Source organism: Pseudomonas sp. AK106, from assembly GCF_053903055.1.
Genome location: NZ_CP096426.1, coordinates 3,257,342 through 3,282,338 on the forward strand (window position 1 = coordinate 3,257,342; position 24,997 = coordinate 3,282,338).

Annotated in this window: 19 protein-coding genes; 11 read left to right on the top strand and 8 right to left on the bottom strand. The window is 61.3% G+C overall.

Features of this window, described 5'->3' with window-relative positions; translation table 11 throughout:
* Positions 1-4 precede the first annotated feature (4 nt).
* The 5 genes from M1E04_RS14485 to M1E04_RS14505 form a co-directional block, all read right to left on the bottom strand.
* A complete protein-coding gene (locus tag M1E04_RS14485) occupies positions 5-382 on the bottom strand; it encodes a response regulator (protein ID WP_065991401.1) in 378 nt (125 codons plus the stop codon).
* A gap of 813 nt (positions 383-1,195) precedes the next feature.
* The gene (locus M1E04_RS14490; RefSeq protein WP_192135718.1) at positions 1,196-2,377 is read right to left on the bottom strand and encodes a hybrid sensor histidine kinase/response regulator; all 1,182 of its coding nucleotides are present in this window, start codon (positions 2,375-2,377) and stop codon (positions 1,196-1,198) included.
* On the bottom strand, positions 2,371-2,988 hold the full coding sequence (locus M1E04_RS14495) for a chemotaxis protein CheB (protein ID WP_065991399.1): 618 nt from the start codon (positions 2,986-2,988) through the stop codon (positions 2,371-2,373). The genes M1E04_RS14490 and M1E04_RS14495 overlap by 7 nt, the downstream gene beginning before the upstream one ends.
* Positions 2,985-3,806: a CheR family methyltransferase gene (locus M1E04_RS14500; protein WP_065991398.1), complete on the bottom strand. Its 822-nt coding sequence runs from the start codon at positions 3,804-3,806 to the stop codon at positions 2,985-2,987. Before M1E04_RS14500 ends, M1E04_RS14495 begins: the two co-directional genes overlap by 4 nt.
* A 49-nt stretch (positions 3,807-3,855) precedes the next feature.
* A complete protein-coding gene (locus M1E04_RS14505; RefSeq protein ID WP_369318136.1) occupies positions 3,856-7,365 on the bottom strand; it encodes a response regulator in 3,510 nt (1,169 codons plus the stop codon).
* 269 nt (positions 7,366-7,634) lie between these two features.
* On the opposite strand from M1E04_RS14505, the gene M1E04_RS14510 reads away from it, so the two are divergent.
* Both M1E04_RS14510 and M1E04_RS14515 read left to right on the top strand, forming a co-directional pair.
* A complete protein-coding gene (locus tag M1E04_RS14510) occupies positions 7,635-7,997 on the top strand; it encodes a response regulator (RefSeq protein ID WP_456291564.1) in 363 nt (120 codons plus the stop codon).
* Positions 7,987-9,300 (top strand): glycosyltransferase, encoded by a 1,314-nt coding sequence (locus tag M1E04_RS14515; protein WP_456291565.1) that lies wholly within the window; start codon positions 7,987-7,989, stop codon positions 9,298-9,300. Before M1E04_RS14510 ends, M1E04_RS14515 begins: the two co-directional genes overlap by 11 nt.
* Before the next feature lie 8 nt (positions 9,301-9,308).
* Here the strand turns inward: M1E04_RS14515 and cobF are convergent, their stop codons facing one another.
* Entirely contained in the window at positions 9,309-10,070 is a 762-nt protein-coding gene (gene cobF, locus M1E04_RS14520) for a precorrin-6A synthase (deacetylating) (protein ID WP_456291566.1), read from the bottom strand.
* 589 nt (positions 10,071-10,659) lie between these two features.
* Between cobF and M1E04_RS14525 the strand changes: the two genes are divergently transcribed.
* From M1E04_RS14525 to M1E04_RS14560, 8 genes are all read left to right on the top strand, one after another.
* A complete protein-coding gene (locus tag M1E04_RS14525) occupies positions 10,660-11,565 on the top strand; it encodes a helix-turn-helix domain-containing protein (RefSeq protein WP_369318130.1) in 906 nt (301 codons plus the stop codon).
* Positions 11,566-11,807: 242 nt separating this feature from the next.
* Positions 11,808-13,130 (top strand): ABC transporter substrate-binding protein, encoded by a 1,323-nt coding sequence (locus tag M1E04_RS14530; RefSeq protein ID WP_456291567.1) that lies wholly within the window; start codon positions 11,808-11,810, stop codon positions 13,128-13,130.
* Positions 13,131-13,205: 75 nt separating this feature from the next.
* Positions 13,206-14,138, top strand: a complete 933-nt coding sequence (locus M1E04_RS14535; RefSeq protein WP_065991392.1) for a carbohydrate ABC transporter permease — start codon at positions 13,206-13,208, stop codon at positions 14,136-14,138.
* Positions 14,139-14,148: 10 nt separating this feature from the next.
* Positions 14,149-14,982 carry a carbohydrate ABC transporter permease gene (locus M1E04_RS14540; RefSeq protein WP_065991391.1) on the top strand — a complete coding sequence of 278 codons (834 nt, stop codon included), beginning with the start codon at positions 14,149-14,151 and terminating at the stop codon, positions 14,980-14,982.
* A 91-nt stretch (positions 14,983-15,073) separates the two neighbouring features.
* Positions 15,074-16,177, top strand: coding sequence for an ABC transporter ATP-binding protein (locus M1E04_RS14545; protein ID WP_074885476.1), 1,104 nt, complete (start codon positions 15,074-15,076; stop codon positions 16,175-16,177).
* 34 nt (positions 16,178-16,211) lie between these two features.
* Complete coding sequence (locus M1E04_RS14550; protein ID WP_456291568.1) at positions 16,212-17,729, top strand: mannitol dehydrogenase family protein; 1,518 nt, start codon at positions 16,212-16,214, stop codon at positions 17,727-17,729.
* Between the two features lie 23 nt (positions 17,730-17,752).
* The gene (gene xylB / locus M1E04_RS14555; protein ID WP_456291569.1) at positions 17,753-19,246 is read left to right on the top strand and encodes a xylulokinase; all 1,494 of its coding nucleotides are present in this window, start codon (positions 17,753-17,755) and stop codon (positions 19,244-19,246) included.
* 32 nt (positions 19,247-19,278) lie between these two features.
* On the top strand, positions 19,279-20,214 hold the full coding sequence (locus tag M1E04_RS14560) for a carbohydrate kinase family protein (protein ID WP_192135734.1): 936 nt from the start codon (positions 19,279-19,281) through the stop codon (positions 20,212-20,214).
* Positions 20,215-21,019: 805 nt separating this feature from the next.
* Here the strand turns inward: M1E04_RS14560 and M1E04_RS14565 are convergent.
* Both M1E04_RS14565 and M1E04_RS14570 read right to left on the bottom strand, forming a co-directional pair.
* Entirely contained in the window at positions 21,020-21,634 is a 615-nt protein-coding gene (locus M1E04_RS14565) for a hypothetical protein (protein WP_192135620.1), read from the bottom strand.
* Between the two features lie 219 nt (positions 21,635-21,853).
* Positions 21,854-22,882 (bottom strand): alpha/beta fold hydrolase, encoded by a 1,029-nt coding sequence (locus M1E04_RS14570; RefSeq protein WP_456291570.1) that lies wholly within the window; start codon positions 22,880-22,882, stop codon positions 21,854-21,856.
* Positions 22,883-23,206: 324 nt separating this feature from the next.
* Between M1E04_RS14570 and M1E04_RS14575 the strand changes: the two genes are divergently transcribed.
* Positions 23,207-24,946, top strand: coding sequence for a dipeptidase (locus M1E04_RS14575; RefSeq protein ID WP_456291571.1), 1,740 nt, complete (start codon positions 23,207-23,209; stop codon positions 24,944-24,946).
* Positions 24,947-24,997: the final 51 nt, after the last annotated feature.

The following is a 24,997-nucleotide window of genomic DNA, read 5'->3' on the forward strand; positions in this document are numbered from 1 at the left end:
AGAATCAGTTGAGCAGGGTCTGAATCTTCGAGTGCAGCGTTTCCATGGTGAACGGTTTGGCGAGGATGGGCGCTTTTTTGGTGATCGGGCTGCCGCAATCAACGATCTCAGCCGGGTAGCCGCTGATGAAGATGACCTTGAGTTCCGGTCGCAGCTTGACGGCGGGCTCGGCGATCATGACGCCGGAAACGCCGCCGGGCAGGCGGTAATCGGTGATCATCAAATCGAGGTGGGGTTTGGTGGCAAGAATTTCGAACGCCTGCTCGCCGTTCTCCGCCTGCAACACCCGATAGCCTTCGCCCGACAGGTAGTCGGAGAGCAGCATCAGAATGAGCGGCTCGTCTTCGACGATGAGTACGACATTTTCTGCATCAGAGCTCATTTGAACGCCTTTGATCTTATAGATAGCTGCCATTACGACCATGGCCCGCGCTGGAGGTTGCGCAGGGTGTTCAGTTATTTGATTGAAGGCCAGATGGGTCGGCCTAACGGCCTCCTGTTTCGCCTTCGGCGAGTTACTTGGAAAGCACCCCAAGTAACCAAGGGTGCTTGCTCTCGGTTGGGCCCTTCCTTCGTCAGGGTTCCTTCACTCCGGTCCCGTTCCGTGGGCCCGCCGCCATCCATGCCGCTCGGCCCACTCCACGAGACCTGCGTTCAGCCTGCACCCAAGTCGCGTTTTGCGTCGTCTGGCAGGCTTGTGTATGAAGATCAAGATCACAGCAACAGCAACAGCATTCGCGAGCAAGCTCGCTCCCACAGGTAGGGGGTGCTATCAGCAAAACTGTTGGCGCTTGGGCTGGCCTCTCCCGGCTGAAGCCGGTCCCACTAAACAGTAGCGCGTTCAGTCAGTGGGACTGGCCCCGACTGTAGGACCGGCTTTAGCCGGGAAGCTTTTGCTGTTGATCTTCTACGCGATAGCCCAGACACCGCAGCACGCGACTTGGGTGCAGGCTGAACGCAGGTCTCGCTCCGTGGGCCGAGCCGCATGGATGCGGCGAGAACTGCCCCCCGCCATGGATGGCGGATGGCAGCGGGCCCACGGAGCGGGACCGGAGTGAAGGAACCCTGACGAAGGAAGGGCCCAACCAGGAGCAGGCACCCTTGGTTACTTGGGGTGCTTTTCCAAGTAACTCGCCGAAGGCGAAACAGTCTGCCCCCAGGCAGACGCTTGTGATCTTGATCTTAGATATCTTGATCAGAGCGGCAATGAAACCCGAAACATCGACCCCGCCCCTTCCTCGCTCTCGACACTGATCCGCCCGCCATGGGCGCCCACGATCTGGTCGGAAATAAACAACCCAAGGCCAAGCCCCGCCACCGCATGACTGGCCGCGACCCGCTCGAACTGCTGAAAAATACGCTTCTGATTTTCCGGACTGATCCCGATCCCGTGATCGCGCACCTCCACCCGCGCCTCACCGGCCTCGCTGTAAACGCGTAACTCAATCGGCTTATGCGCGCCGTAGCGCAACGCATTGGTCAACAGATTCGCCACCACCTGCTCGATGCGAAACTCATCCCACACCCCAATCACCGGCGTCGTCGCATGCAGCGTCACCGCGCTGCCGGCGGCGGCGATCTGCGCGGAATAGCTTTCCACCAGATTGACCACCAACTCCGACAAATCAAAAGGGCTGGTACGGATCGACAGTTTGCCCGTCCGGATCCGCGACACATCGAGCATGTCCTCGATCAGCCGGATCAGGCTCTGAATCTGCCGCTCATCGCGGTCGACCATGGCCCTGAGTTTTTCCATGGTGAACGCCGAAGCGTTGTCCTTGGCCAGATGCAGCTTGCGCAGCTGGGTTTCGAGAATCAGGCCATTGAGCGGCGTGCGCACCTCGTGGGAGACGATCGACATGAAGTCATCGCGCATGCGGATCGCACGCTCCAGCTCGCTCTGGGTCGACTTCAGCTCCTGCATCAGGGCTTCCTGTTCCGCGCGGCTGCGTTCGAGCTCATCGAGTTGCTGCTTGAGGACCTTGCGCTGGCGATACAGGTCGACGAAGACGTTGACCTTGCTCTTCACCGCATGAATATCGAGGGGCTTGTGCAGGAAATCCACGGCACCGCTTTCATAACCCTTGAACGCGTAATTGAGCTCTCGCCCGGCGGCACTGACGAACACAATCGGAATGTTCTTGGTCTTCTCGGTACCGCGCATCAGCTCGGCGAGTTCGAAGCCGTTCATCCCTGGCATCTGCACGTCGAGAATCGCCATCGCGAACTCGTGTTCGAGCAGCAACGACAACGCCTCATCAGCAGACAACGCCTTGAACACCTGACGGTCCTCACGCTTGATCAACGCTTCAAGCGCGAGCAGGTTCTCCGGCAGATCGTCGACGATCAGCAGTTTGGCTTTGATTTCACTCAGCATGCAATTCGTTCCAGCTCGACAAGCAGGGACCCAATGTCGGGCAAAGGCAATAGAAAATCCGGCGTATGAAGGGCAAGCGCCGCCTCGGGCATGGTTCGCACGAGCGCTTGTGCCGGGTCCTGGACCACGGTGAGGCCACCGTACTCCTTGATTTTTGCGGTACCGCGTGCGCCGTCGCTGCTGGCGCCGGTCAGCAGCACCCCTGCCAGCCGCTTACCGTACGCGTCAGCAGCCGATTCGAACAGTACGTCGATGCTCGGGCGCGAATGATGTACCCGTTCTTCCTGACTCAATGACAGACTGAAATCATTCTCCACCGACAGGTGATACCCGGGCGCGGCGAAGTAAAGCGTGCCCGGCGCGATGGTTTCCTTGTCGTCGGCCTCCTTGACCGGCATGGCCACGCTCATGGCGAAGACCTCGGCCAGGTGGCTGCGGCGCTGGTCCGGCACGTGGAGCACCGCAACGATCGGCAACCGGTAGCCCTTGGGCAGCGTGCGGAAAATCTTCAACAGCGCTTCGACACCGCCGGCCGATGCGCCGACCACAATCGCGTCCACCGCCGGCAGCGCGGGCTGGTCGGGGGACGGGCAAGGAAACGACGTTCTCATGATTTGCGGTAGATCCGCTCGAGTTTGACCAGAGGGTCGAACTGGTTTTTGTACCCGGAGAAATCCAGGGTTTCCTTGCTGCCCAGCACGAGGAATCCGCGGTGGCACAGGGACTCGTGAAACAGCCCGAAGGCGCGGTCCTGCAGCTTCTTGTTGAAGTAGATCAGCACATTGCGGCAGGAGATCAACTGTGTTTCGGAGAACACGCTGTCTGTCGCCAGGCTGTGATCGGCGAAGGTGACGTTCTCCCGCAGGGTCTTGTCGAAGATCGCGTAATCGTAGGCGGCCGTGTAGTACTCCGAAAACAGCCGCTTGCCGCCGGCCTTGATGTAGTTCTCGTTGTAGGCGCGCATGTTTTCCATGGAGAAGATGCCTTGCTTGGCCTTCTCCAGCGAATTGGGATTGATGTCGGTGGCGTAGATGATCGTGCGATCGAGCAGGCCTTCCTCGCGCAGCAGGATCGCCATCGAGTAAACCTCCTCCCCGGTGCTGCACCCGGCAATCCAGACTTTGACCGACGGGTAGGTCTTGAGCAGCGGCACGACTTCTTCGCGGATCGCCAGGAAGTGCGTCGGGTCGCGGAACATCTCGCTGACCGGGATCGTCAGGAATTGCAGCAGTTGCATGAACGCCGAAGGGTCATGCAACACCCGCTCCTGCAACGCGGAAATGGTCTTCAGTTCAAATTGACGCAACGCGTGGGCCACACGTCGTTTCACCGACGCACCCGAGTAATCGCGGAAATCGTAGCTGTACTTCAAGTAAATCGCTTCAATGAGCAAGCGTAACTCGATATCGGCGTCTCGTTCTTGGTGCATCGGCAACACTCTGGATCGGGCAAAAAGGCGGTCAATTGATCCGGTTCATTCAGATACGTTCCATCTTGGGCAACCACACGCGAATCAGCGAGAACAGCCGGTCCAGGTCAATCGGTTTCGCCAGGTAGTCGTTGGAACCGGCCTGCAGGCAGCGATCCTGATCGTCTTTCATCGCCTTGGCGGTGACGGCAATGATCGGCAGCTTGCGCCAGCGCGGGTTCTTGCGAATCTCGATGGTGGCTTCGTAGCCGTCCATCTCCGGCATCATCACGTCCATCAGCACCAAGTCGATGTCCTCGACGGTATTGAGCTTCTCGATCGCCTCCAGCCCATTGCGCCCCACCTCGACGATGGCGCCTTTGTGCTCCAGCGCGCTGGTCAGGGCGAAGATGTTGCGTACGTCGTCGTCGACCACGAGGATCTTGCGCCCTTCGAACACACGGTCGCGACTGCGCGCGGTCTTCAGCATCTTCTGGCGCTCGTTCGACATCTGCGACTCGACCTTGTGCAGGAACAGCGTCACCTCGTCGAGCAACCGCTCCGGCGAGCGCGCGCCTTTGATGATGATGGTGCGCGAGTACTTCAGCAGCTCGGCTTCTTCGTCACGGGTCAGGTTGCGGCCGGTGTAGACGATGACCGGCGGGAACGCGCAGATCTCGTCGATGGACATGCGCTTGAGCAACTCGTTGCCGAGCATGTCCGGCAGCTTCAGGTCGATGATCATGCAGTCGTAGGCGTTGTCGCGCAGCAGATCAAGGGCGTCCTGAGCGAAGCCGACTGCCGTGATCTCGATGTCATCGTCGCCGATCAGGCGCGCGATGCTGTCACGCTGCAAGGCATCGTCTTCGACCAGCAGGATGCGTTTGACCTTCTGGGTGAGCTTGGCTTCGAGGCGGGCGAAGACATCCTTGAGCTCTTCGCGGGTGGTCGGTTTGACCGCGTAGCCGATGGCGCCCATTTGCAGCGCCGCTTCCTGACGGTCTTCGACGGAAATGACGTGCACCGGGATGTGGCGGGTGCTTGGCAGCTCTTTCAGACGTTGCAGGACCGTCAGACCGGAATGGTCCGGCAGGCGCATGTCCAGCAGCACAGCGTCCGGAATAAACGAGGAGGCCAGGTCGAAGCCTTCGTCGGCGGCATGGGCCACCAGGCAGTTGTAGCCCAGTTCATGGGCCAGATCGTAGAGGATGTGGGCAAAGCGCACTTCGTCTTCGATGACCAGGATGCAGCGATTGCTGAACGGCGCCTTCTCGCGGTCATCAGCGAAGCGCGGAATGGGTGTTGCCGCCGCCGCAGGCTTGGCAGCGACAGGCGCAGGCGGCGTGATGCGGGCTGGAACCGGCGCAGGCTGCACAGCCGCTGCTGGCCCCTCGACGTACTGTGAAGGCTCGACTTCGACGTACTCTTCCGGCATGACCAGGGTGAAAATACTGCCCTGCCCCGGCGCGCTGGTCACGCTGATCGAACCGCCCAGCAGGCGGGCCAGATCGCGGGAAATCGACAGCCCCAGGCCCGTGCCGCCGTAACGGCGATTGGTGGTGCCGTCGGCCTGACGGAACGCTTCGAAAATGCTCTCCTGCTGCTCCTCGGCGATGCCGATCCCGGAGTCGCGAACGGTGAAGGCCACGCCCTCTCCCGGCTGACGGGACACGGTCAGGCTGACGGTGCCGCTTTCGGTGAACTTGACGGCGTTGGACAGCAGGTTCTTGAGGATCTGCTCCAGGCGCTGGCGATCGGTGTACAGCGAGACCGGCGTGCCTGACTGGATCTCCACCGAAAACTCCAGCTTCTTCTCGGCCGCCAACGGTTCGAAGGTCATGCGCAGGCCTTCGACCAAGCGGCTGACGCTGCTGTTTTCCGGCCGCATGTCGAGCTTGCCGGCTTCGACTTTGGAGATGTCCAGAATGTCGTTGATCAGGTTGAGCAAGTCATTACCGGCGGAGTAGATCGATTCGGCAAACTTGACCTGCTCGGCGGTGAGGTTGTCCTGCGGGTTTTCAGCCAGCAGCTTGGCCAGAATCAACGAGCTGTTCAGCGGCGTGCGCAGCTCGTGGGACATGTTGGCCAGGAACTCGGATTTGTACTTGCTTGAGCGCTGCAACTCGTCGGCGCGGGCTTCCAGTTCAATCTGTGCGATGTGCAGTTCTTCATTGTTGCGGTCCAGCGCATCACGCTGGTCGCCCAGCGCCTTGCTCTGCTCGGCCAACTGTTCGTTGGTCTGCTCAAGCTCTGCCTGCTGGATTTCCAGGTGCGCCTGGGACTCCTTGAGAATCCGCGACTGTTCTTCCAGCTCTTCATTGGCGGTGCGCAGTTCTTCCTGCTGCACTTGAAGCTCTTCGTTGAGCTGCTGGGTTTCGGCGAGCACTTCCTGCAAACGTTGACGGTAGCGGGCTGCCTCGATAGAGGTGCCCACGTTCTCGGCCACCAGCTCAAGGAACTCCAGGTCGCGCGGCGTCAGCTCGCGAAGAAAGCCCAGCTCGATCACCCCGTTGACGTGGTCATCGTTGCTGGTCGGCACCACCACGACGCTGCGCGGTGAGCCTTCGCCCAGGCCGGAGGTGACTTTGAAATAGTCCTGAGGGACGTTGTCCAGGGTGATGATCTGATCCTGCTCGGCCGCCTTGCCGACCACGCCTTCACCGCTGTAGATCGACTGCTCGTGCTGTTCCTGCTCGCGGGAGAAACCATAGGACGCCACGCGCACCAGACCGCCATGCTCCTGGCGTACGTACACCGCCGCCACGACCGCACCCAGGTACTGGGCGAAGAAATGCAGCACGTTGCGGCCCAGCAGATTGAGGGTGAGCTGGCCGATCACCTGCTCGGCCAGTTCGCTCTGACCGTTGCGCAGCCAGGCGACATGGGACAAGCGATCAGCGTCCAGCTGTTGCGCCCGCAGGTTGGCGGCGTAGGTGTTGGACAGCGTGGTCATGTCACGACGTCCGACCCAGGCGAGAATCCCGCTGACGATCAGAATGAACGTGACGTACAGCGAGACCGACATCACGGTGGTGTGGGTCACGTCGGTGTTGCGTGTCAGACGCAGCTGGTGCTCGACGTTGGCCGCTTGCTCGTATTGATCACGCATCTCGTCGGCCAGGCGCTTGCCGCGACGCTCCTTGATCGGCGTCTGATAGTCGCCACCGGCGCGGCGCAGATTAATCATCTCCTGGGCGAAGTCGTTCCAGGATGATTGCAGCGCGGCCAGTCGCTTGAAGCGGTCGACCTGATCCGGGTTATCGGCGACCAGTTCTTCAAGGCCCTGGAGCTCGCTCATGATGGCCGGCTTGGCCACTTCGTAGGGGTCGAGGAAACGCTCATCGCCGGTCAGCAGAAAGCCGCGCATGCCGGTTTCCATGTCCACCGAGAGCTTGAGCGAGCGATTGAGGTTGTTGATGACCCGGTCGGTGTGTTCGACCCACTGAATGGCCGACAACAGATAAGAGATGAGAATGACGAAGAAGGCCGCACTCAGCACGCCGACGGCCAAAGGTAAACTGACGTTGCGGCTTAACAGTTTGCGGAAACGTTGCTCATCGACTGCAGAGTTGGTGATCATCGCGAGGGCTCAGGCGGATTCGTCTAAACGACGGAGTTTGCCGCAAACCTCGGCAAAAACTCCAGCGTACGACGTAGAAGATTGAATTTTCTGACATTAGATCGGGAACAATCAGGCCGGCACTGTACATTTGAGTGCAGCCAAAAAGCCATTACACTCAATTGAATCGTGTTGTTGCGGCTCAGAACTTGGCACAATTGCGCCCCCCGGCGAAACGCTGAAAACCCAACGCCGTGCGATGCGCTCCCTGCCCAATTAAGGAACTTGCCATGTCCGATTCACCCCGCACGATTCTGGTGGTCGAAGATGACAACATCGTCAGGATGTTGATTGTCGACGTCCTCGAGGAGCTTGAGTACACCGTGCTGGAAGCAGCAGATGCCGCCGAGGCCCTTGCGGTCCTGCACAACGCTGGCCAGACCATCGACTTGATGATGACCGACCTGGGCCTGCCGGACATGAACGGCAAGAACCTCGCCGTCAAGGCACGTGAGGCCCGCCCGGACATCCCGGTGCTGTTCGCCAGCGGCTACGCGGATTCCGTTGATGTGCCTGAGGGCATGCACAATATCGGCAAGCCGTTTTCCATCGACCAGCTGCGTGACAAGGTAAAGGGCATCCTTGGCGACTGAGCAACTGGCGCAGCGATCCCCGATCCATGTGCTGATCATTGGCTACGTCTGGCCCGAGCCGCGATCGTCTGCGGCCAGCGGGCATGTCATGCAACTCATCGACTGTTTTCTCGAACAGGGCTGGCAGATCACCTTCGCCAGCGCCGCCACTGAAGGCGAGCACAAGGCCGACCTGGCCGCGCTGGGCATCACGGAAGTCGCCATCGCCCTCAACCACAGCAGCTTTGACGCCTTCATCCATGAGCTGCAGCCCGACGTGGTGTTGTTCGACCAGTTTCTGATGGAGGAGCAGTTCGGCTGGCGGGTGGAGAAGCACTGCCCGAACGCCCTTCGCCTGCTTGAGAGCTCCGACTTGCAGAGCCTGCGCCATGCCCGTCATCAGGCGATCAAGGAACGCCTCGACGGCAAGCCCGATGCTGACCTGACTGACTATTTCCAGACGCCCCGGGATCAGCTGTTCACCCGGATGGCGACCACTGACCTGGCCCGGCGCGAAATCGCCGCGATCCACCGCAGTGACCTGAGCCTAATGGTGTCCGACGTCGAAATCGGGCTGCTGACCCAGGCATTTTCGGTGCCCGCGGCTCAGCTCCATTGGGTCCCGCTGCTGGTAAGAGAGCCGCGCAAGGCGCCCCTTGGCCCGCGAAGCTTTGAAGACCGGGCGCATTTCATCACCATCGGCAATTTCCGCCACGCCCCGAACTGGGATGCTGTGCTATGGCTGAAAAACACCGTCTGGCCGCTGATTCGCGCGCAACTGCCCACTGCTCAGGTTCATGTGTATGGCGCCTACACGCCGCCCAAGGCTGCGGCATTGCATAACGCCGCCCAGGGGTTTCACATCATGAACTGGGCCGAAGACGCGCTGGAAGTGATGGGCGCGGCGCGGGTGTCACTGGCGCCGTTGCGATTCGGCGCGGGAATCAAGGGCAAGATCATCGATGCCATGGTCTGCGGCACGCCCACCGTGACGACGCCCATCGGCGCCGAGGCCATGCACGGCGAGCTGGCATTCCCTGGCGCCGTGGCCTGTGATGCGCAAGGGCTGGCAGACGCGGCGGTCAGTCTTTACAGCGATCAGGCGCGCTGGGAACAGGCACAACAGGACGGCTGGCAATTGCTGCCGGCGCGCTTTGGCCATGACCGCCATTGCGCCGTGCTGATCGACCGTATCCTCACATTGCAGGACACGCTGCAGGCCCATCGCGCGGCCCACTTCACCGGCGCCATGCTTCGCCATCATCAGCACAAGAGCACGCAGTACATGTCCCAATGGATCGAAGCCAAGAACAAGAACGCCTGAAGCGTTATCTAGCGGACGGCGCGGCGCAACAGGTAGGTGTCCATGATCCAGCCTTTCTCTGCCCGCGCGGCTTCACGCGCTTGACGTATCTGCGCGCTGACCTCGTGCAGCGGGCCTGAAATGAGCATCTCGTCAGGGGTGCCGAGGTAGGCGCCCCAATAGATGTGTAAATCCTGATCGACGAACCGCTCGAAGGTGCAATAGGCGTCGAGCATCACCACACTGTTGCTGATGTGCTCGCCCTGCTCCGCTGCAAGCTCCCGGCCGGTGGTGATGTGGATCGGCTCGCCGATGCGGTTCAGGCCGATGCGGTGCCCGGCGGCGAGCGCCTGCACGCTGGTGATGCCGGGAATGACCTCGTAGGCAAATGACTCACGGCCGCGGGCGAGCACCTGATCGAGAATCTTCAGGGTGCCGTCATACAGCGCCGGGTCGCCCCACACCAGAAACCCGCCGGTCTCCCCCGCCTGTACTTCATCGGCGATCAGTTGCTCGAACAACACGGCGCGCTGCTCGTGCCAGTGTTCGACCCCGCTGCGGTAAGACGGCGAATCGTCCTTGCGCCGGGGATCGCTCACCTGCACCAGACGATAGTCATGGCCCTCGATGTAGCGCTCGCAAATCTCCCGGCGCAACGCCAGCAGGTCGTCATTGGCGTAGCCCTTGTCGAGCATGAAAAACACCTGGGTGCGGTTCAGCGCCTTGATCGCCTGAATGGTGATGTGCTCGGGATTGCCTGCGCCGATGCCGATCACGAGGATTTTTTTCATGGGGTGGCGGTTCTCTGAAGGCGTTCGCAGAAGGTGCATCAGCGTATCGGGTTGTTGATGGGTGTGGTTAGTCCACTGCGCAGATGAGCAGCACGCGCAGAATTGATGGCGCTTAGACTGGCCTCTTCCCGGCTGAAGCCGGTCCTACTGAGGCACCGCGTTCAGCCTGTAGGACTGGCTTTAGTTGGGAAAGCGTCAGACGTCACACCGCAGGATTGATGGTGCTCAAAACGGCGTCTTCCCGGCTGAAGCCGGTCCTACCAAAACCAACGCGTGTAGCCTGTAGGACTGGCTTTAGCCGGGAAAGCGTCAGACGTCACACCGCAGGATTGATGGTGCTCAAAACGGCGTCTTCCCGTCTGAAGCCGGTCCTACCAAGCACCGCGTTCAACCTGTAGGACTGGCTTTAGCCGGGAAAGCGTCAGACGTCACACCGCAAAATTGAGGCTGCTCAGACTGGCTTCTTCCCGGCTGAAGCCGGTGCTACTGAAGCCACGCGCCCATCTGCCTCTGTTTAACGCCTGTATCTGTATTCCGCCCGACAAATAGTGCACATTAACCTCACGCCATTCTCCAGACCGGCACACGCATGACCAAAACAACAAGAGTCACCGACCCCGCCTATGAGCTGATGGATGACCATAACGGTCTGTCGATCATCTACCGTGAGCATGGCTTTCCCTGTCCACTGGTGCGCTGGCATTTCCACAAGGAATACGAGCTGCACCTGATCGTTGCGAGTTCCGGCAAGGTCTTCGTCGGCGATTACATCGGCAATTTCTACCCCGAGACGCTGTTCCTCACCGGCCCCAATCTGCCCCATAACTGGATCAGTCAGATCGCGGAAGACGAGGTCGTGCCCAAACGCGACATGCTGGTGAACTTCACCGAAGAGCTGCTCGAAAGCGGCAATCAGGTGTTTGCCGAACTCAAGGCCCTGGCGCCGTTGCTCGAGCGCGCCCGGTACGGCATTGAATTCCGCTGCAAGCGGACCCTCCGCCAGGCCACCAAGCTGATGCAGAAAATCGCCGACACCACGGGCATGACCCGGCTGGGGCACTTTTTCATTTTGCTGGAAGTGCTGGCGGCCAGTGATGATTTCCAGTTGCTGTCGGGCACCACCGCGTCCCAGCTGTCCGACGATCACGCCGTGGAGCGCACCAACAAGGCCGTCGATTACATCTTCACCCACTACGCCCGCGAGCTGCCGCTGGAAGAAGTGGCCGAATACCTGGGCATGAAGCCGACGTACTTTTCTCGGGTGTTCAAGCAGGCCACCGGGCGCTGCTTTGTGGAATTCGTCAACCGGCTGCGGATCAGCAAGTCCTGTGAATTGCTCGCCGATGGCGATCGGCCGGTGACCGACGTCTGCTTCGAGTCAGGCTTCAATAACATCTCCAACTTCAATCGACGTTTCCAGAAACTCAAAGGCATGACCCCCTCGCACTACCGACGCCTCGCTGTACAGCGCCTGACCGAACAAAACCTGTACTGATTCGTTGCCCCATCGCACCCTTCAACTACGCTGGAACTGCCCCACCCCACGCGCTGGCGCAGTTGTGCAGCGCGCCCGTCGGAAACCTCAGTGCAAAAAAGTATCAGTTCAAGTGCGCCGCAGGATTTGTCAACCAGCGCGCACAAGGCTGTAATCAGCTGACATTCTTCCTGGCCTCCGGAAGAAACAAAAACAATAACCAAGCTTCTGACGTCCGCCTGGGCGCAGAAGAGGAGTGATAAATGAAGACCTCTGCAAATGTTCTCCTTGCCGGTACCTGTCTGACCCTCCTGTCCCTCTGCGCCACCGCCACTGCCGGTGAAGTCACCATCGCCACCGTCAACAACAGCGACATGATCCGCATGCAGCGGCTGTCCAAGACCTTCGAAGAACAGCACAAAGACATCAAGCTCAAGTGGGTGGTGCTGGAAGAGAACGTGCTGCGTCAGCGCCTGACCACCGACATCGCCACAAAAGGCGGCCAGTTCGACGTGTTGACCATCGGCATGTACGAAGCCTCACTCTGGGGTGCCAAGGGCTGGCTCAAGGAAATGAATGACCTGCCGGCGTCCTACGCGCTGGACGACGTATTTCCTTCGGTACGCGACGGTTTGTCGGTCGACGGCAAACTCTTCGCCCTGCCGTTCTACGCAGAAAGCTCGATCACCTACTACCGCAAAGACCTGTTCAAGGCCGCCGGCCTGACCATGCCGGAGCGTCCAACCTGGACGCAGATCTCCGAATTCGCCGACAAACTCACCGACAAGTCCAAGGAACAGTACGGCATCTGCCTGCGCGGCAAGGCCGGCTGGGGCGAGAACATGGCGCTGATCACCACCATCGCCAACTCGTTTGGCGCCCGCTGGTTCGACGAACAGTGGAAGCCGCAATTCGACCAGCCTGAATGGAAGAACGCGCTGACCTTCTACACCAACGTCATGAAGAAGGACGGCCCACCCGGCGCCTCCAGCAACGGCTTCAACGAAAACCTCGCCCTGTTCAACAGCGGCAAGTGCGCAATCTGGGTCGATGCCAGCGTGGCCGGCTCGTTCGTCACCGACAAATCACAAAGCAAGGTCGCCGACAGCGTAGGCTTCACCTATGCGCCGCACGAAGTCACCGACAAAGGCTCGGCGTGGCTGTACTCGTGGGCACTGGCGATCCCGACCAGCGCCAAGAACGACAAGGACGCCCGCGCCTTCACCGAATGGGCGACGTCCAAAGAGTACGCCGCCTTAGTGGCCGAGAAAGACGGCGTGTCCAACGTGCCGCCAGGCACCCGAGCATCGACCTATACCGATGCCTACAAACAGGCTGCGCCGTTCGCCAACATCACCCTGGAATCCCTCAAGGCCGTGACGCCTAAAGCGCCGACCCTCAAGCCGGTGCCGTATGTGGGCATCCAGTTGGTGACCATCCCCGAGTTCCAGTCGATCGGCACCTCCGTCGGCCAACAGTTCTCGGCAGCACTGGTGGGCACCTCCACCGTGGATCAGGCATTGACCAGCGCGCAAAGCGTGGCCGAGCGTGAAATGAAGCGCGCGGGTTACCCGAAAAAGAGCTGACACCCGCTGCTTGAAGGCGGCAGGCGCTGATTGCCTGCCGCCCACGTTCACGCTTCTGCCCGGTCCGGAGTCAACATGAACACCTCAACCCTCACCCCGCGCACCGCCGCGGCTGACGATAAGTCGTCTGCCAAGGGCAGCGTCACCAAGCCCGGCTGGTTTCTGGTCAGCCCCTCGGTGCTGTTGCTGCTGGTCTGGATGATCGTGCCGCTGGGCATGACCATCTACTTTTCGCTGATCCGCTACAACCTGCTCAATCCCGGCGAGAACGAATTCGTCGGGCTGGAGAACTTCGAATTCTTCGTCACCGACGCAGGCTTTCTGCCCGGCGCCATGAACACGCTGTTGCTGGTCGGCAGTGTGCTGGCTATCAGCGTGATCCTCGGCGTGCTGATCTCGGCGTTGCTGGAAGCCAGTGAGTTTCTCGGTCGCGGCATCGTGCGCGTGCTGCTGATTTCGCCGTTCTTCATCATGCCGACGGTCAGCGCGCTGATCTGGAAGAACCTGATTTTCCACCCGGTGTCCGGGATTCTCGCCTGGGTCTGGAAGCTGTTCGGTGCCCAGCCGGTGGACTGGCTGGCGAATTACCCGATGCTGTCGATCATCATCATTGTGTCGTGGCAGTGGCTGCCCTTCGCGATCCTGATTCTGATGACCGCCATGCAGTCCCTGGATCAGGAACAGAAGGAAGCGGCGCGCCTGGACGGCGCCGGCCCGATCGCCATCTTCTGGCACCTGACCCTGCCGCACCTGGCGCGCCCGATCGCCGTGGTGGTGATGATCGAGACGATCTTCCTGCTTTCGGTGTTCGCTGAAATTTTCACCACCACCAACGGCGGCCCGGGCTTCGCTTCCACCAATCTGGCGTACCTGATCTACAACCAGGCACTGCTGCAATTCGACGTGGGCATGGCATCGGCGGGCGGCTTGATTGCCGTCGTGATCGCCAACATTGCCGCGATCATCCTGGTACGGATGATCGGCAAAAACCTCACCGACAAGTCTTGAGGGCAAGGCCATGATGACGCTCAAACAATCCCGTCGCCTGCAAAGTGCCCTGCTCGGCACCTTGTCGTGGCTGATCGCAGCGCTGATTTTCTTCCCGATCTTCTGGATGGTCCTGACCAGCTTCAAGACCGAGATCGACGCGTTCGCCACGCCGCCGCAGTTCATCTTCACACCGACCCTGGAAAACTACCTGCACATCCAGGAGCGCAGTGACTACTTCCACTTCGCCTGGAACTCGATCCTGATTTCCTTCAGCGCGACGATCCTGTGCCTGCTGATCGCGGTGCCGGCGGCCTACTCCATGGCGTTTTTCGAAACCAAGCGCACCAAGGGCACGCTGCTGTGGATGCTCTCGACCAAGATGCTGCCGCCGGTGGGCGTGCTGATGCCGATCTACCTGCTGGCCAAGACCTTCGGCCTGCTGGATTCGCGCATTGCGCTGATCGTGATCTACACGCTGATCAACCTGCCGATCGTGGTCTGGATGATTTACACCTACTTCAAGGACATCCCCGGGGAGATTCTCGAAGCGTCGCGGCTGGACGGTGCCACCACGCGCCAGGAAATCTTTCGCGTGCTGATCCCGATCTGCAAGGGCGGGCTGGCATCGACGGCGCTGCTGTCGCTGATCCTGTGCTGGAACGAGGCGTTCTGGTCACTGAACCTGACCTCTTCGAATGCCGCCCCGCTGACCGCGTTGATCGCCTCGTATTCCAGCCCTGAAGGGTTGTTCTGGGCCAAATTGTCGGCGGTGTCGACCCTGGCCTGCGCGCCAATCCTGATCTTCGGCTGGATCAGCCAGAAACAATTGGTCCGCGGGCTGTCGTTTGGTGCGGTGAAATGATCGACACATGATGGTTTCCACGCTCCGCGTGGTAACGATCCCGGGCAGATTTTTAGCCTCTGAACTTTGAAGAATAAAACTGGAGCCCCTCATGGCTAACCTGACAATCAGAAATCTGCAAAAAGGCTTCGACGGCCACCAGATCATCAAAGGCATCGACCTGGACGTGAAGGACCGTGAATTCGTGGTCTTCGTCGGTCCGTCGGGCTGTGGCAAATCCACCCTGCTGCGCCTGATCGCGGGCCTTGAAGACGTCACCAGCGGCAGCATCGAACTGGATGGCCGCGAGATCACCCAGGTCACCCCGGCCAAGCGCGACCTGGCGATGGTGTTTCAGACCTACGCGCTGTACCCCCACATGACCGTCGGCAAAAACCTGTCGTTCGCCCTCGACCTGGCCGGCACGCCAAAGGCCGAGGTCAAGAAAAAAGTCGATGAAGCCGCGCGCATTCTTGAGCTAGGCCCGCTGCTGGAACGCAAGCCCAAGCAGCTGTCGGGCGGTCAGCGCCAGCGGGTGGCGATCGGTCGCGCAATCGTGCGCAACCCGAAAATCTTCCTGTTCGATGAACCCCTGTCCAACCTCGACGCCGCCCTGCGCGTCCAGACCCGGCTGGAGTTGTCGCGCCTGCACAAAGAGCTGCAGGCTACGATGATCTACGTGACCCACGATCAGGTCGAAGCCATGACCCTGGCCGACAAAGTGGTCGTGCTCAACGGCGGCCGCGTCGAACAGGTCGGCTCGCCGCTGGAGCTGTACCACCACCCGGCCAACCTGTTCGTCGCAGGTTTTCTTGGCACGCCGAAGATGGGCTTCCTCAAGGGCATCATCAGCGGCGTCGAGGCCTCGGCCTGTGAAGTCACCCTGGACGCCGGGACAAAAGTCCTGCTGCCCTTCACCAACGCGCAACAGAGCGTCGGCGACTCGGTGACCCTGGGGATTCGCCCCGAGCACCTGGAGCTGGCCAACGAAGGCGATTGCCAGCTGACCGTCATCGCCGATGTCAGCGAACGCCTGGGCAGCGACACCTATTGCCACGTGCGCACCACCTCCGGCGAGCCGCTGACCATGCGCATTCGCGGGGACCTGGCCAGCCAGTACGGCGAAACCCTGAAACTGCACCTCAACAGCGCGCACTGCCACCTGTTCGACGCCCAAGGCCAGGTCATCCGCCGCGCCCTGCAGGCCGCAGCCTGATCCCTCGCACTCCACCGCATTCGGGAACACCGTCATGAAACTGAACAAGCAGAACCTCTCCAACCTGGGCGCCGGCATCGCCATCCCGGCCTACGCCCTCGACGAGCGTCGTCAGGGTATAGCGCACATCGGCGTCGGTGGTTTTCACCGCGCCCACCAGGCGTTTTACACCGATGCGCTGATGTCCCTCGGGGCCAATGAAGGCAGCGGCGAAGGCCTGGACTGGGCCATTTGCGGGGTCAGCCTGCGCGAGGAAGACCGTGCCAATTTCGAGGCGCTGAAGGGCCAGGACTTTCTCTACACGCTGTTCGAGCTGGGCGATACCTCGAACACCGAAACCCGGGTGATCGGCGCCATGAGCCAGATGCTCATGTCCACCGACAGCGACCTGACGCTGATCGACAAACTCGCCAGCCCGGACATCCGCATCGTCTCGCTGACCATCACCGAAGGCGGCTACTGCATCGACGACAGCACCGGCGAATTCATGAGCCACCTGCCGCAGATCCAGTACGACCTCGAACACCCCGCCACGCCGAAAACCGTGTTCGGTTACCTGTGCGCCGCCTTGACCCGCCGCCGCGCGGAGGGCACACCGGCGTTCACCCTGATGTCCTGCGATAACCTGCCGCACAACGGCGCGGTGACCCGCAAAGCTCTGCTGGCATTCGCCCAACAGCGCGACCCGGAACTGCATGACTGGATCGCTGAACACGTCAGCTTCCCCAACGCCATGGTCGATCGCATCACGCCGATGACCAGCACCGCCCACCGCCTGCAACTGCACGACCAGAAAGGCATCGACGACGCCTGGCCGGTGGTCTGCGAACCCTTCGTGCAGTGGGTGCTGGAAGACAAGTTCGTCAACGGCCGTCCGGCCTGGGAAAAGGTCGGCGTGCAGTTCACCGACGACGTAACCCCGTACGAAGAAATGAAGATCAAGCTGCTCAACGGCAGCCACCTGGCGCTGACCTATCTCGGGGCCTTGAAGGGCTATCGCTTCGTCCACGAAACCATGAACGACCCGCTGTTCGTCGGCTACATCCGCACCTACATGGACCTGGACGTCACCCCGCAACTGGCGCCGGTGCCGGGCATCGACCTGACCGAGTACAAACAGACCCTGATCGACCGCTTCTCCAACCAAGCGATCGCCGACCAGCTTGAGCGGGTGTGCTCCGACGGCTCGTCGAAATTCCCGAAATTCACCGTGCCGACCATCAACCGTCTGATCCTGGACAGCGGCAACATGGACCGCGCTTCCCTGGTGGTTGCGGCCTGGGCGCTGTACCTGCAGGGCAATCGCAACGGGGACTTCACCGGCGAGAACGGCGTGCCGTACACCGTCGTCGACCCGCGCGCAGACTTCTGCAAGGCGCTGGTAGCCGATGACGTGCTGGTCACTCAGCGGCTGCTTGAAGTCGAAGAAATCTTCGGTGCGGCGATTCCCCAGTCCCCTGAGTTCGTGGCATCGTTCGAGCACAACCTGAACAGCCTGAAGCAGTTGGGCGTCAGCAAAACCCTGGAAAACCTGTTGGCGAAAACCGCCTGAGCTTCAGAGCTAACGAGGTGAATATGTTTCTCGGCATCGATTGCGGTACCCAAGGCACCAAAGCGATTGTTCTGGATGCGGTCAGCGGCAAGGTTCTGGGCGAAGGCTCGGGTGCGCACCACATGATCAGTGGCGCCAACGGTCGCCGTGAGCAGGATGTGCAGGAATGGCTCGATGCGTTCGAACAAGCCACGGCCGCGGCCCTGCAGCAGGCCGGGGTGTCCGGCGCGGACATCCAGGCCATTGGCGTGTCCGGGCAGCAACATGGCCTGGTCATGCTTGACGAAACAGGCCAGGTGCTGCGCCCCGCCAAGCTGTGGTGCGACACGGAATCCGCGCCTGAAAATGATCGGCTGCTGACGTATCTGGGCGGTGAAGCCGGGTCGCTGGAGCGCCTGGGTATCGCCATCGCGCCGGGCTACACGGTCTCGAAACTGCTGTGGAGCAAAGAGCAGTTTCCCGAGCTGTTTGCCCGCATCGACAAAATTCTGCTGCCCCACGACTACCTCAATTACTGGCTCACCGGCCGCAGTTGCAGCGAGTTCGGCGATGCATCCGGCACCGGTTATTTCAACGTGCGCACCCGCGCATGGGACCTGGACATCCTTCAGCACATCGATCCCAGTGGCCGGCTGATCAAGGCGCTGCCGGAGCTGCTCGAGGCGCATCAGCCGGTCGGCACGATTCTCCCCGCGATCGCCGAGCGACTGGGCCTCAACCCGAAGGCCATCGTCTCCAGCGGCGGCGGCGACAACATGATGGGCGCCATCGGCACCGGCAATATCGCGCCGGGCTTGATCACCATGAGCCTGGGTTCGTCGGGCACGGTCTACGCCTTTGCCGAAGCAGGCAATGTCAGCGCGCAGCCGTCGGTGGCGACCTTCTGCTCCTCGTCGGGCGGCTGGCTGCCACTGATCTGCACCATGAACCTGACCAACGCCACCAGTGCCATCCGCGAGCTGTTTACGCTGGACATCGGCGCGTTCAACGCAGCCGTGGCGTCCTCGCCGATTGGCGCACAAGGCGTGCTCGTGCTGCCCTTCCTCAACGGCGAGCGGGTGCCTGCCCTGCCCCACGCCACCGGCAGCATTCTCGGGCTGGACAGCACCAATCTGACCCAGGCCAACTTGTGCCGGGCGGTGGTCGAGGGCACCACCTTCGGCCTGCGTTACGGCCTGGACCTGTTGCGCGACAGCGGCATTAAGAGCGATAACATCCGCCTGATCGGCGGCGGCGCGAAAAGCGCGGTCTGGCGGCAGATTGTGGCCGACATCATGGACACGCCGGTCATCTGCACCACCGGCACCGAAGCGGCCGCATTAGGCGCAGCGATTCAGGCGGCGTGGTGTCATTCACACGTCGATGCCGGTGGTGACGGCGACGGCGAATCGCTGCAGGCGCTGACCGAGCGTTGCGTCAGCCTCGACCCGGCCAGCGAAACCCGACCGGTTGCCGAACACGTTGCGGCGTACCAAGCGGTTTATCAGCACTATCGCACTCAATTGCAGGGCCTCTGACGGACAGCCCCGTCGGCCTTTATGGAGCAACTATGTATCTGGTCTGTGGCGAAGCACTGTTCGACTTTTTCTGTCAGCCGGACAGCGGACAACGCAACAAAGTGGGGTATCAGGCCATCGCCGGCGGTTCGCCGTTCAACGTCGCGGTCGGCCTGCGCAGGCTGGGCATCGATGCCGGTTTTTTTGCCGGGATTTCCAGCGATTACCTGGGCAAGCGCCTGCTGACAGTGCTGGCGGAAGAAGGCGTGCGCGATGACTTTCTGGTGCCTGTCGACGCACCCACCACCCTGTCGATGGTCGCCGTGGGCGCCGACGGCTCGCCGCAGTACAGTTTTCGCGGCGAAGGCTGCGCGGACCGGATGCTGAGCGTCGAGCATCTGCCGACGCTGGACGACAGCGTGCGTGGCTTGCATGTGGGTTCGTTCTCGCTGGTGGTGCAGCCGGTCGCCGACGCGCTGCTGACGCTGGTGCGGCGGGAAAGCGCCAAGCGCTTGATCACGTTCGATCCCAATGTGCGCCTGAACCCGGCGCCGAGCATCGAGCTGTGGCGCAGTCAGGTGGCGAAGTTCGCCGAGCACGCGCACATCATCAAGGTCAGTGATGAGGACCTGGAGCTGTTGTATCCGGACAAAGAGGCGGCAGCGGTGGCCGAGGGTTGGCTGAAGGACAATTGCCAGTGGGTGATCATGACCCGCGGCCGTCAGGGCGCCACGGTGTTTACGCGGGATTTGGGCACGTGGTCGGTGGCGGCGCGCAAGGTGGAGACGGTGGATACGGTGGGTGCCGGGGATACGTTTCAGGCGGCGTTGATTGCGTTTCTGACGGAGCGGGGTCTGGACGAACCCGCCGCGCTGGCGGGGGTGGATAAGCCAACGCTGACGAAGATGCTGGAGTTTGCGGTGGCTGCGGCGGCGGTGACCTGCACGCGCGAGGGGCCGGATTTGCCCTATCGGGCGGAGGTGGTCTAGGCGACTGGCCCTTCTCAGGTCAAGATCAACAGCGTCTGCCTGGGGGCAGACTGTTTCGCCTTCGGCGCCTTACTTTTGAAAAGCACCAAAAGTAAGCAAAAGTGCCTGCTCTCGGTTTGGCCCTTCCTTCGTCAGGGTTCCTTCACTCCGGTCCCGCTCCGTGGGCCCGCCGCCATCCGCCATCCATGGCGGGGGGCGGCTCTCGCGGCATCCATGCCGCTCGGCCCACTCCACGAGACCTGCGTTCAGCCTGCACCCAAGTCGCGATTGGCGGTGACTGAGCCTTTTGCGTAGGAAGATCAAAAGCGCGCTTACGCTTAGTAGGACCGGCTTTAGCCGGGAAGAGGCCACCTCAAGCGCCGGCATTTTTGCTGATAGCCCCCCTCCCTGTAGGAGTGAGCTTGCTCGCGAATGCTTTATCCAAAACACCCGATATCGGAGGGATGTACCGGCCCCTTCGTGAGCAAGCTCACTCCCACAAGTCCTTAGCGCCTGACCCGCCCTCGATCTGCCTTTGATCTGCTTTTGATCTTCGTACACAAAAAGTCCAGTCACCGCAAAACGCGACTTTGGTGCAGGCTGAACGCAGGTTTCGCGGAGTGGGCCGAGCCGCATGGATGCGGCGAGAGCGCCGTCAGGACATGGATGTCCGTTCGGCGCGGGCCCACGGAGCGGGACCGGAGTGAAGGAACCCGACGAAGTCGGGCCAAACCGAGAGCAAGCACCCTTGGTTACTTGGGGTGCTTTTCCAAGTAACTCGCCGAAGGCGAAACGTCTGCCCTTAGGCAGACGCCCTTGAAACAGATCAGGCCATCTCCGCCTTTGCCATGGCGATCCTGGTCTTCACCTCCCGCTCAGCGACCTGCTGATCCGTCTTCTGCTTCTGCAGCTCAGTCACCTGCTTGTCCACCGCCGCCTGCTCCTGCGGCGTCATGGCGTCGTATTCCGCCTTGCTGACGCCCGTCAACCGCTGCCGCACCTTCTCCGCGTCGGTCTGGTTCATGTAGGACAGAAACTGATCCTTCACCGAACCCACGTCATCAGAACCCGCCGCGCCATCACTGGCCGCCAGATCATCAGAGACCGTCTTGCTGACACTGTCAGACGAAGCGACCTGCTTGTCAGCGCTGGACACAAACGCCGCAGCGGCCGCTGCCTTGTCATCGTCCGTCACCGACGACGCCGTGTTGGCCCCCGCTGCCTTCAGGTTCACCATCATCTTGGCAAACGACTCGTCGTAGCCCTGCTTGCCCTCGTTGCTGCTTTGCGCCGCGCCTTCGCCATTGCTCGCAATCGCCGCCACGGGTGTGGCGGCGCCGGCCATGGCGCTGGTGTAGGCGTCCGTGTCCGTCGTGGCGTAATGGGTGTGGCTCACGGCTTTTGACACGAACTGCTGGATAGCACTGTTGCCGATCAACATCTTTCACCTCCTGTTCAGGTTGTCCGATGTACCCCGACAGCAGCAAAACCGATGCCATCCAGCCTGTCCTCCCTGAAAGACCCGTCAACACGGGCCTGCGGACCCAGCGTCAAGCCATAAAGGGCCGCCATGATCGACAATGCTTGCCGTCTGCGGCAGATCCTCGCCGCCGGCTTGCCGTACCGGTCAGCGCGCTGCTGACAACCCGAGGCCGCCGCCCTATTTGAGAAACGCCTTCACCGCCTCATTCACCTGGCCCGCCTCACACGCCGGCGCCATGTGTCCGCAATCGCTGTTGAGTACCAGCAACTGCGCGCGCTTTTGGGCGGCCAGCGCCTTGGAAGGCGCAGGGTCGACCATGCGGTCCTGCTCGGAGGTGATGATCAACAGCCGCGCCTTGATTTTCCCGGCCAGTGCGGCCATGTCGCCGTGACGCAACAGATCGAACGACGTCATCGCCTGCAATTGCCGGTACCAGTCGACCGTGCTGAAGGACTGATTGCTCGCGGTGGCGGGCAACGTGCCGGCAGGTGCCGGACTGGTGCCGACGGTCTTGGCCGCCCTGTGTCCCGGCGTCCACAGATAACCGTTGTGTATCGCCGCGAGCTGTTTGAAAGCCGTGCCCGGCGCATAGTTGCCGTCGTTCCAGCCGGGCGCGCGTTCGATGGCGGCCAGTTCTGCATTCCAGGCCTGCAGGTCGCGTTCGGTCGGGTGAGGCGTGCCGACGATGGTCACCACCTTGCTGGCGAAGTCCGGGTACATCACCGCCCACTGCAACACCTGCATGCCACCCATGGAAATGCCGACGATGGCGTGGGCGTGATCGATGCCCAGGTACATGGCCAGCAACCGATGCTGCGCCTTGACCATGTCGCGGATGCCGAACTGCGGAAACTTCAGGCGCGGCGCAATCGGGCTGTTGGACGGCGAGCACGACACGCCATTGCCGATGGCGTCCATCGCCACCACGTACCAGCGATTGGTGTCGACCAACTTGCCGGGGCCGATCATGTCGGCCTGGTCGGACGTCCGCCCGGCCAGCCAGGTAGTCACCAGCACGACGTTATTGCGATCTTCTGCCAGCGTGCCGTAGGTGCGATAACCCAAGTCGCAACGCGAGATCTTGCCGCCGGTCATGTTCAACGAGCCAATGTTCACCCGTTGCTGCTCTGCCGCTTGGCAGATGCCCACACTCATCATGACCAGCAACGCACACAGCGTCCGGTCAGCGTAATGACGCAGTTTCATGGAATTCCTTAGTGGTAACGCCCGGCCGTGATAGCGCCTGAAAGATTTGCGGCTCCGGAAAACCATGTACGTCAACACCATGCCGTCGCGCTGCGCCATCAGCGTAGACGGTTATGCCGTATGAGCGAGGCCGGTTCACGACTATTTTTTCAGGCCATTCAATAGCCTGAGTCATTTACGGTTGTGCGCCGCTTTCACCCGTCAAGGCGACAGATATCAGCATGAGGACTCCCCCTGCTCCACCGGCGATGGTAGCGTGCGGTGGTTTCTGATCGAAGGATCAGACCTTTCTCTCAACATGCCTGCCAAGGAATGCCCCACCCAATGGACTTTTCGCTCAAGCACCTCACCGCCGCTACATTGATGTTCGCCGGCGTCTGCGCCTTCACACCCGCTGCCTTTGCCAACCTCACCGCGCAGCAGAGCAGCACGATTGTCGGCACCTTCAAGGAAAACGCCGTCACTGATTTCCGCCAGTTCCTCAAGACCGTCAGCACCACCGACGTCGTCAAGGCGGCGGGCATCGAGCCGGCGATCAGCGCCTTCCTCGCCAATAAAAAACTGTCCGCCGATGAGCAGAACGATATCCATCGCCTGTTGGGGGTTTATGCGCGGGTGAAATACGGCAGTGCCGCCACCGAAACCCTGCGCGAACTGGTCGCCATCCCCACGTTCCAGACCGCTGGCGTCGCGCAACACGACAACCCCGCGTTCATCAAGATTGCCGAGAAAATCAAAACCCTCGCCCAGTCGTTCAACCTGACCTTCCGCAATATCGACAACCGCGTGTACGAGGTTTCCCTTGAGGGTTCAAGCCCTGAAGTGGTGGGGATTCATGCCCACGCCGACGTCGTTCCGGTCACCCTGGAAAACTGGGTGCTGGCTGACGGCACCCGCCTCGATCCGTTCAAAGTGACCCTGATCGGCGACCGCATGTACGGGCGCGGCACCGAGGATGACAAGAACGGTATCGTCGTCGCGCTGTACGCCATGAAGGTGATCAAGGAAGAGAAGCTGCCCCTGGCGCGCAATTTCAAGCTGCTGATCGACACCACCGAAGAAACCTCCGGCGACGCCATTCCCTACTACTTCGAGCGCAACCCGACGCCGGCCTACAACCTGGCACTCGATGGCAGCTACCCGGTGGTGATCGCGGAAAAGGGCTACGGCACGGTCATGGCCAGCTTCCCCCGTCGCACCGCCGAAGGCGCGGGCGCGGAAATCACTTCGATGACCGGCGGCATGGCGACCAACCAGATCCCGTCAAAATCAGTCGTCACGCTGGTGAGCGAGCAGCCCGCTGAACTCGCCGCCGAGCTGCAGAAAGCCGGCGCTGAGTACGCCCAGCGCAACGGCGGCAACTTCAAGGTCGACGCAGAAGTCGCCGGCAAGGAGGTCAAGCTGACGGTCACCGGCGTCTCGGCGCACTCCTCCGAGCCCGAATCGGGGGTCAACCCGGTGGCGCGGATGCTCGATTTCATCAACGGTCTGGATGGCAAGGTCGCGCTCAAGCACAACGCGATCACCGACGCCGCGCGCTATGCCGCTGACAACTGGGGCCTTGATTACTTGGGCAGCAAACTGGGCGTCGGCTTCAGCGACGAGTTCATGGGCCCGCTGACGGCCTCACTGACCTACGTGGCGATGGACGACAAGGCCTTCAAGCTGGCGGTCAATCTGCGCGTGCCAAGGGGCAAATCGCCGGAAGCACTGAAAGCGGAAATCGCCCAGAAGCTGACCGCCTGGACCCAGCAGAGCCACATCACGCCGGGCTTCGATTACTCGATCGCCGAGCCGATGTACCGCAACCCTGAGGGCGAGTGGGTCAAGGCGCTGTTGGCCGTGGCCACCGAGAATCTGGGCATGGAGCACAAGTTCGGCACGTCCGCCGGCGCCACGTCAGTGCATGAGCTGCCCAACGGCGTGCAGTTCGGCCTGGCCAAACCCGACGTCAAATACACCGGTCACACCGACGCCGAGTTCAAGACCACCGAGCAGCTCCTGCTGGACTTGCAGATCGTCACCGAGATGATGGGCCGCATCGGTCAACTGCCGAAACTCTGACCGCCCTGCCCCGGGCCCGCTGCAATGGCGGGCCTGATTCGCGCCGCTGAA

Coding starts and splice junctions, on each gene's coding strand:
- M1E04_RS14560 (WP_192135734.1), top strand. CDS start 19,279: ATGTATCTGGTCTGTGGCGAAGCACTGTTCGACTTTTTCTGTCAGCCG.
- M1E04_RS14490 (WP_192135718.1), bottom strand. CDS start 2,377: ATGCTGAGTGAAATCAAAGCCAAACTGCTGATCGTCGACGATCTGCCG.
- M1E04_RS14485 (WP_065991401.1), bottom strand. CDS start 382: ATGAGCTCTGATGCAGAAAATGTCGTACTCATCGTCGAAGACGAGCCG.
- M1E04_RS14545 (WP_074885476.1), top strand. CDS start 15,074: ATGGCTAACCTGACAATCAGAAATCTGCAAAAAGGCTTCGACGGCCAC.
- M1E04_RS14550 (WP_456291568.1), top strand. CDS start 16,212: ATGAAACTGAACAAGCAGAACCTCTCCAACCTGGGCGCCGGCATCGCC.
- M1E04_RS14570 (WP_456291570.1), bottom strand. CDS start 22,882: ATGAAACTGCGTCATTACGCTGACCGGACGCTGTGTGCGTTGCTGGTC.
- M1E04_RS14525 (WP_369318130.1), top strand. CDS start 10,660: ATGACCAAAACAACAAGAGTCACCGACCCCGCCTATGAGCTGATGGAT.
- xylB (WP_456291569.1), top strand. CDS start 17,753: ATGTTTCTCGGCATCGATTGCGGTACCCAAGGCACCAAAGCGATTGTT.
- M1E04_RS14510 (WP_456291564.1), top strand. CDS start 7,635: ATGTCCGATTCACCCCGCACGATTCTGGTGGTCGAAGATGACAACATC.
- cobF (WP_456291566.1), bottom strand. CDS start 10,070: ATGAAAAAAATCCTCGTGATCGGCATCGGCGCAGGCAATCCCGAGCAC.
- M1E04_RS14540 (WP_065991391.1), top strand. CDS start 14,149: ATGATGACGCTCAAACAATCCCGTCGCCTGCAAAGTGCCCTGCTCGGC.
- M1E04_RS14565 (WP_192135620.1), bottom strand. CDS start 21,634: ATGTTGATCGGCAACAGTGCTATCCAGCAGTTCGTGTCAAAAGCCGTG.
- M1E04_RS14575 (WP_456291571.1), top strand. CDS start 23,207: ATGGACTTTTCGCTCAAGCACCTCACCGCCGCTACATTGATGTTCGCC.
- M1E04_RS14530 (WP_456291567.1), top strand. CDS start 11,808: ATGAAGACCTCTGCAAATGTTCTCCTTGCCGGTACCTGTCTGACCCTC.
- M1E04_RS14505 (WP_369318136.1), bottom strand. CDS start 7,365: ATGATCACCAACTCTGCAGTCGATGAGCAACGTTTCCGCAAACTGTTA.
- M1E04_RS14500 (WP_065991398.1), bottom strand. CDS start 3,806: ATGCACCAAGAACGAGACGCCGATATCGAGTTACGCTTGCTCATTGAA.
- M1E04_RS14535 (WP_065991392.1), top strand. CDS start 13,206: ATGAACACCTCAACCCTCACCCCGCGCACCGCCGCGGCTGACGATAAG.
- M1E04_RS14495 (WP_065991399.1), bottom strand. CDS start 2,988: ATGAGAACGTCGTTTCCTTGCCCGTCCCCCGACCAGCCCGCGCTGCCG.